At 64.2% G+C, this 11,864-nt stretch carries 11 protein-coding genes; 6 read left to right on the forward strand and 5 right to left on the reverse strand.

Features of this window, described 5'->3' with window-relative positions; genetic code table 11:
• Positions 1-132 precede the first annotated feature (132 nt).
• The 4 genes from CK215_RS20025 to CK215_RS20040 all read left to right on the forward strand — a co-directional run bounded on the left by CK215_RS20025 (position 133) and on the right by CK215_RS20040 (position 5,464).
• A complete protein-coding gene (locus CK215_RS20025) occupies positions 133-1,611 on the forward strand; it encodes a mannitol dehydrogenase family protein (RefSeq protein ID WP_095831916.1) in 1,479 nt (492 codons plus the stop codon).
• 21 nt (positions 1,612-1,632) lie between these two features.
• A complete protein-coding gene (locus tag CK215_RS20030; RefSeq protein WP_095831917.1) occupies positions 1,633-2,316 on the forward strand; it encodes an HAD-IA family hydrolase in 684 nt (227 codons plus the stop codon).
• Positions 2,310-3,896, forward strand: coding sequence for an FGGY-family carbohydrate kinase (locus CK215_RS20035; protein ID WP_095831918.1), 1,587 nt, complete (start codon positions 2,310-2,312; stop codon positions 3,894-3,896). The genes CK215_RS20030 and CK215_RS20035 overlap by 7 nt, the downstream gene beginning before the upstream one ends.
• A 164-nt stretch (positions 3,897-4,060) precedes the next feature.
• Positions 4,061-5,464 carry an MATE family efflux transporter gene (locus tag CK215_RS20040; RefSeq protein ID WP_066999190.1) on the forward strand — a complete coding sequence of 468 codons (1,404 nt, stop codon included), beginning with the start codon at positions 4,061-4,063 and terminating at the stop codon, positions 5,462-5,464.
• A gap of 40 nt (positions 5,465-5,504) precedes the next feature.
• On the opposite strand, the gene CK215_RS20045 is transcribed toward CK215_RS20040, so the two are convergent.
• From CK215_RS20045 to speB, 4 genes are all read right to left on the reverse strand, one after another.
• The gene (locus tag CK215_RS20045; protein WP_066999193.1) at positions 5,505-6,149 is read right to left on the reverse strand and encodes an amino acid ABC transporter permease; all 645 of its coding nucleotides are present in this window, start codon (positions 6,147-6,149) and stop codon (positions 5,505-5,507) included.
• Positions 6,146-6,814, reverse strand: coding sequence for an amino acid ABC transporter permease (locus tag CK215_RS20050; RefSeq protein ID WP_066999196.1), 669 nt, complete (start codon positions 6,812-6,814; stop codon positions 6,146-6,148). The genes CK215_RS20045 and CK215_RS20050 overlap by 4 nt, the downstream gene beginning before the upstream one ends.
• Before the next feature lie 88 nt (positions 6,815-6,902).
• Positions 6,903-7,703 (reverse strand): transporter substrate-binding domain-containing protein, encoded by an 801-nt coding sequence (locus CK215_RS20055; RefSeq protein WP_067323996.1) that lies wholly within the window; start codon positions 7,701-7,703, stop codon positions 6,903-6,905.
• Between the two features lie 188 nt (positions 7,704-7,891).
• Positions 7,892-8,947 (reverse strand): agmatinase, encoded by a 1,056-nt coding sequence (speB, locus tag CK215_RS20060; RefSeq protein ID WP_095831919.1) that lies wholly within the window; start codon positions 8,945-8,947, stop codon positions 7,892-7,894.
• Positions 8,948-9,161: 214 nt separating this feature from the next.
• On the opposite strand from speB, the gene gcvA reads away from it, so the two are divergent.
• Positions 9,162-10,145, forward strand: a complete 984-nt coding sequence (gene gcvA, locus CK215_RS20065; protein ID WP_095831920.1) for a transcriptional regulator GcvA — start codon at positions 9,162-9,164, stop codon at positions 10,143-10,145.
• A 25-nt stretch (positions 10,146-10,170) separates the two neighbouring features.
• Here the strand turns inward: gcvA and CK215_RS20070 are convergent, their stop codons facing one another.
• The gene (locus tag CK215_RS20070) at positions 10,171-10,377 is read right to left on the reverse strand and encodes a hypothetical protein (RefSeq protein WP_095831921.1); all 207 of its coding nucleotides are present in this window, start codon (positions 10,375-10,377) and stop codon (positions 10,171-10,173) included.
• Between the two features lie 65 nt (positions 10,378-10,442).
• Here CK215_RS20070 and pncB point away from each other — a divergent pair, with 65 nt between their 5' ends.
• Positions 10,443-11,747 carry a nicotinate phosphoribosyltransferase gene (pncB, locus tag CK215_RS20075; RefSeq protein ID WP_095831922.1) on the forward strand — a complete coding sequence of 435 codons (1,305 nt, stop codon included), beginning with the start codon at positions 10,443-10,445 and terminating at the stop codon, positions 11,745-11,747.
• The last annotated feature ends 117 nt before the right edge of the window (positions 11,748-11,864 follow it).

The raw sequence follows: 11,864 nt of genomic DNA on the forward strand, positions 1-11,864 counted from the left end.
CCGGGGAGGACGCGTCGCGGGGCAGGTGAGGGGCGCATACCGGCAAACGGATGCTGCCCCTCACCGCTCGCCCCAAGCGGGTGAATTGGGGGTTGGATTGTCGGGCTGCATATCGGCCAAAGGGTAAGTAAGATGACCGTGAAACTCTCTTCCTCGAACCTCGCAAAGCTTCCGTCAAAGGTTTCCGGTCCAAAATACGATCGCGCCGCGCTGAAGGCCGGCATCGTGCATTTCGGCGTCGGCAACTTCCACCGCTCGCACCAGGCTGTCTATCTCGACGACCTGTTCAATTCCGGCCTCGGCCATGACTGGGCACTGATCGGCGCCGGCGTGTTCGAGGGCGAGAAGGCCGGCCGCGCCAGGCTGCAGGAGCAGGACTGGCTGACCACCGTGGTCGAGCAGGACCAGGGCCATATGAGCGCCCGCGTCACCGGCGCCATGGTCGATTTCCTGATGCCGGGCGATGCTGAGGCGATCGTCGAGCAGCTCGCCGACCCTGCGATCAAGATTGTGTCGCTGACCATCACCGAAGGCGGCTATTTCATCGATCCGGCCTCCGGAAAGTTCAATCCGGCCCATCCCGACATTGTCGCCGATGCTCAGCCGGCTGCGGCACCGAAGACGGTCTTCGGCATCATTCTTGCCGGACTGGTGCGCCGGCGCGCCGACGGCATCGTGCCGTTCACGGTCATGTCCTGCGACAACATCCCCCACAATGGCCACGTCACCTCCGACGGCGTCATCGGCCTTGCCCGGCTGATCGACGAGGCTCTGGCCAACTGGGTGAGGGACAACGTCGCTTTCCCGAACGGCATGGTCGACCGCATCACGCCGGCCACCACCGATCGCGAGCGTAGCATTCTGGCCAATGATTTCGGGCTGGAGGACAATTGGCCGGTCTTCTGCGAACCGTTCAAACAATGGGTGCTGGAAGATCGTTTCACCGCCGGTCGGCCGCCGCTGGAACAGGCCGGCGTCCAATTCGTCAAGGATGTCTCGCCTTACGAGCTGATGAAGATCCGCATCTTGAACGGCGGCCACGCAGCCATCGCCTATCCGGCGGGCCTGATGGACATCCATTTCGTGCATGAGGCGATGCAGGAGCCGCTGGTGCGCGGCTTCCTCGCCAAGCTGGAGCGCGACGAGATCATCCCCACCGTGCCGCCGGTGCCGGACACGGTGCTCGAGGATTACTACCAGCTCATCGAGCGCCGCTTCTCCAACCCCAAGATCGGCGACACCATCCGAAGACTTTGCCTCGACGGTTCCAACCGCCAGCCGAAATTCATAATTCCGACCGCCGCGGACCGACTGAAGGCGGGGAAAGGTGTTGCCGGCCTGGCTCTGGAGTCCGCGCTCTGGTGCCGCTACTGCTTCGGCACCACCGACAGCGGCGCCGTCATCGAGCCGAACGATCCGAGCTGGGACCGGATGCAGGCGACCGCCAAAGCGGCGAAGAACTCGCCCCAGGCCTGGCTGGCGATGGACGACATCTATGGCGATGTCGGCCGCTCCGCCGTCTTTGCCGAAGCCTTCGCCCATGCGCTGAACGAATTGTGGGCGAACGGCGCGCGCGAAACCTTGACGCGCTATCTCGCCGGCAAGCTCTGAAGCTCTTTGGACGCAGCCGCAATGACGCCCGAGCTCGTCATCTTCGACTGTGACGGCGTGCTGGTCGACAGCGAGGCGCTTTCGGTTTCCGCGTTGCTGGGCATGATCGAGCTCGCCGGCGGCACGGTCTCGGAGGACGCCGCCTACGAGCATTTCCTCGGCAAGAGCATGAAGAGCGTGCGCGAGATTCTCGGCAGCGATTTCGGCCTGGAGATAAGCGACCAACATCTCACCGCCATGCGCGTCGAGCTGATGCGCAAGTTCCGCGAGGAGCTGAAGCCGATCCCCGGCATCAAGGAGATCCTGCCGAAGCTTGGCCTGCCCCATTGCGTCGCCTCTTCCGGCACGCTGGAGCGCATCCGCTACGCGCTCGAGGTCACCGGCCTGCTGGGCCTGCTGGAGCCGCACCTCTTCAGCGCCGCCATGGTCAAGCGCGGCAAGCCGGCGCCGGACCTGTTCCTCCATGCCGCCGCCGTGATGCGCGCTGATCCGGGCAAATCCCTTGTCATCGAGGACAGCCCGGCCGGCATCGCCGCGGCGCGGGCGGCGGGCATGCGCGTCTTTGCTTTCACCGGCGGATCGCATGCAAACAACCCCGCGCTCAAGGCGCGGCTTGCGTCGACCGAACCGGACTTTATATTCGCTGACATGCTGCAATTGCCCGATCTGATTGCAGACCTGGGAGCGAGAGTAAAAGCATCTTGACGAGTTTCGTTTGCGCGGTCGATGTCGGCACCGGGAGCGCTCGCGCGGGCATTCTCGACTCGCGTGGCAATCTGCTCGGCCGCGCCGAGCGGCCGATCGCCATGCACCAGCCTAAGCCCGATCACGCGGAGCACGATTCGGAAAATATCTGGTCGGCAGTCTGCGCCGCCGTGCGCGCCGCGCGCGAGAAGGCCAACGTCGCCGCATCGGACATCGTCGGCATCTCCTTTGACGCCACCTGCTCGCTTGTGGTGCGCGGCAGGCGGGGCGATCAGCTGAGCGTCTCGGTCACCGGCGAGAAGCGCTGGGACACCATCGTCTGGCTCGACCATCGCGCCATCGCCGAAGCCGACGAATGCACCAGAAGCGGCCATGCGGTGCTCGACTATATCGGCGGGGTGATGTCGCCGGAAATGGAAACGCCAAAGCTGATGTGGCTGAAGCGCAACCTGCCCGCAACCTGGAATGAAGCCGGCTATCTGTTCGATCTCGCCGATTTCCTGACCTGGAAAGCGACCGGATCGCTCGCCCGCTCGCAATGCACGCTGACGGCCAAATGGACCTATCTCGCGCATGAGGAGACGGGCTGGCGGCGCGATTTCTTCAAGCTCGTCGGCATCGGCGATCTCTTCGAGCATGGCAATCTCCCGGACAAGGCGAGCCCCGTCGGCACCGATATCGGGCAACTCACGGCCGATGCGGCGGCAGATCTCGGCCTGACGGAAAAATGCCGGGTCGGCGCCGGGGTGATCGACGCCTATGCCGGCGCGCTCGGTGTGCTCGGCGGCTTCGCCGGCGACGAGAAGGACATCAGCCGGCACCTGGCGCTGATTGCCGGCACCTCGTCCTGCGTCATGGCGATGTCGCAGGATCCGCAGCCTTTCGCCGGCGTCTGGGGACCATATTATGGCGCGGCGTTGCCAAAGCTCTGGCTGTCGGAAGGCGGTCAGTCGGCGACCGGCGCTCTGCTCGACCACATCATCCGCTGGCACGGCGCCGGCGGCGAGCCGGATGCGGCAATGCATGCCAGGATCGCCAAGCGCGTCGCCGAACTGCGCGCCGCCGAGGGCGATGCGCTGGCGGCGCGGCTGCATGTTCTGCCGGATTTCCACGGCAATCGCTCGCCGCTCGCCGACCCGCACGCGGTTGGCGTCGTCAGCGGGCTGACACTCGATTCCTCCTTCGACAGCCTGTGCAAGCTCTACTGGCGCACCGCCGTCGGCATCGCGCTCGGCGTGCGCCATGTGCTCGAGGCGCTGAACGAGAACGGCTATTTGATCGACACGCTGCACGTCACCGGCGGCCACACCAAGAACCCGCTCTTGATGGAACTCTATGCCGATGCCACCGGCTGCACCGTCATCGAGCCGCTGGCCGACGAGGCGGTGTTGCTCGGCACCGGAATGGTCGCTGCGACCGCCGCTGGGCTTTACCCCGACCTGAACGCCGCCTGCGTGGCCATGCAGCAGGGCGGCAGGACGCGGCCCCCGAATCCGGCCGCCGGCGCTCGCTTCGACCGCGACTATCGCATCTTCCTCGAAATGCACCGCCAGCGGCAGGCGCTCGACACCATCCAATAGAAGGCCCGGCTCTTGCGCTTCCCGCTGGCTCAATAGGTCGCCGCTCCTCCTCCTTGCCAATATGTCGCATTTCGTTCACAAGACGGCGCAAACGGCGCCATTTTGCGCCGTTTGCGTGCGGCTTCCGGGCGAGTCCCGACGCGCCGTGGTCTGAAGAGCGGAAAATGTCTGCGATCGAAGCCGGCGCTCGCGCGCCGGAAAATTTTTGGCGTCAGGAAATCAGGGCAACATTGTCGCTTGCCTGGCCGATGGTGCTCACCAATCTCGGCCAGACCGCCATGACCGCGACCGACGTCATGATGATGGGCCGTTTGGGACCCGACACGCTGGCCGCCGGCGCGCTCGGCTCCAACCTCTATTTCATGCCGCTGATCTTCGGGCTTGGCCTGATGCTCGCCACCTCGCCGATGATGGCGACCGAGCTCGGCCGCCGCCGCCATTCGGTGCGCGACTTGCGCCGCACCGTGCGCCAGGGCCTGTGGCTGGCGGTCCTCGTCTCGATCCCGATTTGGTTGTTCCTCTGGCATGGCGAAGAAGTGCTTTTGGCCATGGGGCAGAAGCCGGACCTCGCGCACCAGGCAGGCATCTACCTGCACTGGCTGCAATGGGCGGTGCTGCCTTTTTACGGTTATATCGTGTTGCGCTCCTTCATCTCGGCGCTGGAGCGGCCCGGCTGGGCGCTGATCATCGTTTTCGTCGCCGTCGCCTGCAACGCCTTCTTCAACTGGGTCTTCATGTTCGGCAACCTCGGCGTCCGCCCGATGGGCATCGCCGGCTCGGGCCTCGCCACCTCGCTTTCCAGCATGCTGATGTTTGTTGGACTGGCGGCCGTGGTGGTGCTGGAGAAAAAATTCCGCCGCTATCACCTCTTCGGCCGCTTCTGGCGCTCCGACTGGCCGCGCTTCCGCGGCCTGCTGAGGCTCGGCCTGCCGATCGCCGGCATCCTCGCCTTCGAGGTGACGATCTTCAATGCGGCAGCCCTGCTGATGGGTCTGATCGACGCGGATTCGCTGGCAGCCCACGCGATTGCCATCCAGATCGCCTCGATCTCCTTCATGGTGCCGCTCGGCCTCAACCAGGCGGTCACCGTGCGCGTCGGCCTGGCACATGGCGCCGGCAATCCCGAGGGCGTCTCGCGCGCCGGCTGGACCAGCTTTGTCATCGGCGTCTCCTTCATGGCGCTGATGGGGCTGGTGATGATCCTATGGCCGCATCTTTTGATCAGCGCCTTCATCGATCTCGCCGATCCGGCCAATGCCAGGGTGATCACGCTTGCTGTGTCCTTCCTGGTGTTTGCCGCGCTGTTCCAGATCTTCGACGGCGCGCAGGCGGTGGCCGCCGGCATGCTGCGCGGCCTGCACGATACCAAGGTGCCGATGATCTATGCCGCGATCGGCTATTGGGGGGTCGGCCTTCCGCTCGGCGTGCTGCTCGCCTTCCATTTCGGCTTCAACGGCGTCGGCATCTGGATCGGCCTTTCGTCAGGCCTGGCGGTGGTGGCGGTGCTCCTGCTCGTCCGTTGGCTGCGGCGCGATCGCATCGCGCCGGCGCTGTCGTTCAGCCATTGAGAAGAGCGGCCGCCGGTCAGGCGGCGGCCCTCGTCGACCTTCAGTGTGCGGCGACACGCTCAAGCCGCCGCGCATATTGCGTCAGCGGGAAGCACATCACGAAGAAGATCAGCGCCACCAGGCCGTAGACGGTGAACGGCTCGAAGGTCGCGTTGTTGATCGCGTTGGAGGTCCTGACCAACTCCTCGAAACCGATGATCGAGGTCAGCGCCGTCGATTTGATCAGCTGCACCAGGAAGCCGACGGTCGGGGCGCGCGTGATGGCGAAGGCCTGCGGCAGGATGATCAGCCTGAGTTCCTGCAGATAATGCAGTCCGAGGCTGGCGCCGGCGTCCCACTGGCCGCGCGGCAGCGCATCGACACCGCTGCGCCAGATCTCGGCGAGATAGGCGCTGGCAAAGAAGGTGAGGCCGAGCGCCGCGGCGGTCCATGGCTCGATGCGCAGCCCCAACATCGGCAGGCCGAAGAACATCAGGAAAAGCTGCATGAGGAGCGGCGTGCCCTGGAACAGCGCGATATAGCCGGAAGCGATCCGCTTGATCCATTTGTTCTTGGCTATGCGGAAGAACAGCACGACCAGCCCGACCAGCGCGCCGCCGACGAAGGCCGCAAGCGACAACAGCACCGTCCAGCGCGCGGCGAGCAGAAGGTTGCGCAATATGTCCCAGAGGGTGAATTCGATCATGACACGCCGGCTCCGAGTGCGCGGCGTCCGCCGCTGACCAGCAGCCGGCGCAGCCCCATCGACAGGCCGAGATAGACCATGGTCACCACCAGATAGGTTTCGAAGGCGCGGAAGGTGCGCGCCTGCAGCATGTCGGCTTCGTAGGTCAGTTCGCGCACCGCGATCTGCGACACCACGGCCGATTCCAGCATCATGATGACGATCTGGCTAGTCAGCGCCGGATAGATCACTTTCAGCGCCTGCGGCAGCACGATCTTGATGAACACCTGTCTGGGCCTGAGGCCGAGCGCAAGTGCCGCCTCCGTCTGCCCGCGCGGCACCGCGTCCAGACCTGCGCCGACGATCTCGATCGTGTAGGCCGCCATGTTGAGGGTCATCGCCAGCATGGCGGCCAGGATCGGATCGAGTCGGATGCCGAGGCTGGGCAGGCCGAAGAAGATGAAGAACAACTGCACCAGGAACGGCGTGTTGCGCATCACCTCGACATACCAGCCGATCGCCAGCTTGAGCGGCCTCGGGCCGTTCCGGCGGCCGGCGGCGCCCAAGATGCTGAGGAAAGTGCCGGCCAGCGTGGTGACGACGATCAGAAGCAGCGTCATCGCCGCGCCGCGCGCGATCGCGCCCGCTGCACCCGCAAGCCAGCCGAAGTCGAGGCTGTAGCCCATCGCGATTGGCCCTGTTGGAAAGCGTGTAGCGCAAGAAGCAAGTACGGGAGCGGTTCAGCGCTTCAGGCGCGCTGAACCGCTCCGGGGATCAATCCTTGAGGTTGTCGGGATTGAGCGGCGTCTTCAGCCAGGCCTTCGAGCTCTCGTCCAGCTTGCCGTCCGCCAGCATCTTGGCGACCGCATCGTTCACCGCCTTCTTCAGCCTGTCCTCGTTCTTGTTGAGGCCGATATGCGATGGCGAGGTCAGCAACTGGAACTTCTGCTCGGGTTTCAGTGCCACTTGCTTGGCCAGCACCTGCGCGCCGACATCGTTGCCGACCACCATCAGCTGCGTCTGGCCGGAGATGAAGGCCTGGATGACGGAATTGTAGTTGTCGAAGCGGCGGATGTCGGCCGAGGCGGGCGCCGCCTGGGTGAGCGAGGTATCCTCCAGCGTGCCGCGATTGACGGCGATCGACTTGTCGGCAAGGTCGTCCTTGCCTTTGACGGCAAGCTCGGCCGGGCCGATGACGGCGATGTAATAGGGCGCGTAGGCGGCGGCGAAATCGATCACCTGCTCGCGCTCCTTCGAATAGCCGACGCTCATCAAGATATCGACGCGCTTGTCGGTGAGATACGGGATGCGATTCTGGCCGGTGACGCTGACGAGGTTCAGCTTCACCTTCAAGGAATCGGCGATCGCCTGCGCGACGTCGATGTCATAGCCCTTGATGCTCATGTCGGCGCTGGCCGAGGAAAAAGGCGGGAAGTCGGAGAAGATGCCGACATTGATGGCCCCAGCCTTGGTGATGTCGTCGATGGCGTCGGCCTTGGCCTGCGAGGCAAGACCGGCGGCGCCGAGCATGATGAGTGCCGCAAGTGCGGATTTCAGTGTGTTGCGAAGAGTCATTTTAGTTCCCCTGCTGGAAGCTTGTTGTTGAAGCCGGCCGCCGGCTCCAGCGCGACGGCCGTACTGGTTAGCAATTCCAGGAAAAGCGGGAAGCGGTCTACGCTTGGCGACTTCGCATAGCTTCCGTCCGGAATTGCGTAAAAACGAAGCGGTTCGCCGTTTCCATGAAGCGGTGAAACGCTCTCGTGTCAGCCCTTCTTGATTGCCGGGCTGAACACCATCAGGCTCAGGATCTCGAACAGGACTTGCGCGCCGACATGGGCGGTGTTGGTGGTCGCGTCATATTGCGGCGCCACCTCGACGACGTCGCCGCCGACGATGTTGAGGCCCTTCAGGCCGCGCAGCAGCTCGAGCACCTCGCGCGTCGTCAGCCCGCCGACCTCAGGCGTGCCGGTGCCCGGCGCGAAGGCCGGATCGATGCTGTCAACGTCGAAGGAGATGTAGGTCGGGCCGTCGCCGACGATCTTCCGCGCCTTCTCGATGATGGCGGGGATGCCGAGGCCGGTCACCTCCTCGGCATGGACCACCGTCATGCCGGATTCGTAGGTGAACTCCCACAGATACTCGGCCGAGCCGCGAATGCCGATCTGGATCGTGCGGGTGGGATCGAGCACGCCGTCCAGGACCGCGTTGCGGAACGGTCCGCCGTGGTGGAACTTGGTCATGTCGAACAGCCCACTGGTGTCGCAATGGGCGTCGATGTGGATCATGCCGACGGGAGCCTGCTTACCGACCGCTTTCAGGATCGGATGGCTGATCGAGTGGTCGCCACCGACCGAAAGCGGTAGCACGCCGGCGTCGACGATCTGGTTGGTGCGCTTTTCGATGTCCTCGTGGCTGATCTCCAGCCGGTAACGGCTGCGGAACGGCGTGTCGCCGATGTCGGCGACGCGCAGCTCATGCGTCGGCGCGCATTCCAGCACGTGATTGTAGGGGCCGATGCGCTCGATGGCGCGCAGCGCCCGCGGCCCGAAGCGTGAGCCCGGCCGGTTGGTGACGCCAAGGTCCATCGGCACGCCGATCATCGCCACTTGCAAGTCGCCGAAATCCGGATTGTCGGCCGACACCTGCCGGTAAGGCGCGGCAAGGAAGGTCGGGATGCCGGAATAGGGCGCCAGCCGGGTGCCGCTTTTGCTGAAGATCTTGTCGGCAACCTTGCGGAATTTCGGATCGAACATCTCGCCGCCATGGCTCTCGCCATATTTGCGGCGCAACGCTTCGAGCTTGCCGCGATCGTAACCCATGTCCGGTACTCCTCCGTGACTGCTTGCAGCGCGGCGGCTGCACCGACGGCTGCCAAGCCAGCAGTCATCCGGCTGATCGTTGCCCGCCGGCGCCTGCGAAATCTACGTCTGTTGAGCTGTTCCGGGCAAAAGTGTCGGGCAACTGTATTGAAAAATCAATTGATATTGTTAGGGTCTTTGCTGTGAGAAAATCTCACAAAGTCGGGAGCTGTCCTTGGCCAAGCGCTTGCCGCCGTTGAATCCGCTGCGCGCTTTCGAGGCGACGGCGCGACATGCCTCGCTGACCAAGGCGGCGGGCGAGCTCAACGTCACGCATGGCGCGGTCAGCCACCAGATCAAGGCGCTCGAGCAATCGCTCGGCGTAAAGCTTTTCCAGCGCGCGGGTCAGCGCGTGAAGCTGACGCCGCACGGCGCTGAGTTCCTGCCGGCGGTTTCGGCGGCCTTCGACGGCATCGCCGCCGCCACGCAGCGCATGACACGCCCCGCAAGCACCGGTGTGCTGTCGGTGTCCTGCGTGCCGGCGCTGCTCTTGTTGTGGATGACGCCGCGGCTCGGCTCCTTCACCGCGCAATATCCCGACATCCAGCTGACGCTGATCCCCTCCAACGAGGCCAGGGACATCCGCGCGCCGCACATCGACGTCTGCGTGCATTATGGCGATGGCAGCTGGAGCGACTGCTGGATACGCAAATGGTCGGGCCTTGAGCTGTTTCCGGTGGTCAGCCCGACGCTGATCAACAACCGCCCGATCCGCAGCGTGCGCGACCTTGCCGACCACGTTTTCCTGCATGGCGACGACGGCCGCGAGTGGCACACCTGGCTGGCCGCCGCCGACGCGCTCGACTTGGAGCGCGGCCGCCGCCATCACCTCGGCGACGCGCGCATAGCGGTGGAGGCCGCCGTCCACGGCCATGGCGTGGCGCTCGGCGATTCCGTGACCGCGCGCGCCCTCCTCGCCAGGGGCATGCTCGTCGCGCCCTTCGCTTTGTCGGTGCCGGCGGTCGATGACTTCTATGTCGTCTGCCGCAACGAGATGCGCTCGGCGCCGATCGTCCAGCTTTTCATCGACTGGCTCTTTGCCGAAAAGGAGCAGGACGAGGGCCGCGCCGATGCCCCGGTCGCCGGCCGTGTGCCGAGCCGCAAGAAGCGCCCGGCGCTCAAGGTGATCGGGGCTAGAGCAATTCCAGGAAAAGTGTGAGCGGTTTTCCGTCCGGAAATTCGCCTCAAAACAAAAAAGCCAAGAGCATTTCGCGGTTGCCGTAAAACGCTAGAATGCTCTGGCGCAGCGTCATGATCGCTGGACTTGCATAGCTGGTTTTTGTCGGGCCAGCTTGCAAAGCAGGAAGCGCTTTCAAAAATACAATGCTAAGACCGCAGCTGGTTAACAATTCTGGGAGCTGCGCGGCGGTTTTCCGTCCGGAGTGCTTCATAACAGGGACTTGAGGCGCCGCGCTTGGAATCACGCAAGCGAGACGCGCTTTTTGGGTGAGCAGATATGGCACGAACCGATATAGCGCGGCGCGTCTACAACCACACCTGGAAGCTGGACCCCATCGTCCGCAGCCTGCTGGACACCGATTTCTACAAGCTGCTGATGCTGCAGATGATCTGGGGCATGTACCCCAAGGTCGACGCCACCTTCACGCTGATCAACCGCACGACCTCGGTGCGGCTCGCCGACGAGATCGACGAAGGCGAACTGCGCGAGCAACTCGACCACGCTCGCACCTTGCGCTTCACCAAGAAGGAGATGATCTGGCTCGGCGGCAACACCTTCTATGGTCGCAAGCAGATCTTCGAGCCGGAATTCCTCGCCTGGCTGGAGGATTTCCGCCTTCCCGACTATGAACTCACCAAACGCGACGGTCAGTACGAACTGTCCTTTCCCGGTCCCTGGATGTACACCACGCTGTGGGAGATACCGGCGCTCGCCATCATCAACGAGCTGCGCTCGCGCGCCGCCATGCGCTCCTTCGGTCAGTTTGCGCTCGACGTGCTCTACGCCCGCGCCAAGGCCAAGATGTGGGCCAAGACCGAGCGGCTGAAGGCACTGCCCGGCATCCGCATTTCCGATTTCGGCACCCGCCGGCGCCACTCCTTCCTGTGGCAGCGCTGGTGCGTCGAGGCGCTGAAGGAAGGCATCGGCGAGGCTTTCACCGGCACGTCGAACGTGCTTCTGGCCATGGACAACGACCTCGAGGCGCTCGGCACCAATGCGCACGAACTGCCTATGGTGTTTGCGGCACTTGCCAATTCCGTTGAGGAGCTGAGGCAGGCGCCCTACAAGGTGCTGCAGGACTGGCAGCGCTATTATGGCGGCAATCTGCTGATCGTGCTGCCCGATACGTTCGGCACGTCCGCTTTCCTGCGCGACGCGCCGGACTGGATCGCCGACTGGACCGGCTTCCGCCCCGACAGCGCGCCGCCGATCGAAGGCGGCGAGAAGATCCTCGCCTGGTGGCGCGAGAAGGGCAAGGATCCGAAACAGAAGCTGCTCATCTTCTCCGACGGGCTCGAGGTCGAGACCATCGAGGAGACCTACAAGCATTTCCGCGGCAAGGTACGCATGTCCTTCGGCTGGGGCACCAACCTCACCAATGATTTCGAAGGCTGCGCGCCGACCGAGACCAACAGCCTCGACGCCATCTCGCTGGTCTGCAAGGTCAGCGAAGCCAATGGCCGGCCGGCGGTCAAGCTCTCCGACAACCCCGCCAAGTCGACCGGCGATGAGAAGGAGATCAAGCGTTATTTGCGCGTCTTCGGCGAGAAGGGGCGGGTGGAGCAGCTGGTCAAGGTGTGAGGGGTCGCCATCAGTGACCAGTGCTGATCCGGCTTTGTCACTCGAGACAGCGAGCCTCGATCGGCCGGGTTCCTTCGCCGTAGGGTGTAAGCCTTCGGGGTTGGCTTGCTTAACCAC

Source organism: Mesorhizobium sp. WSM3864 (assembly GCF_002294955.1).
Taxonomy (GTDB): Bacteria; Pseudomonadota; Alphaproteobacteria; order Rhizobiales; family Rhizobiaceae; genus Mesorhizobium.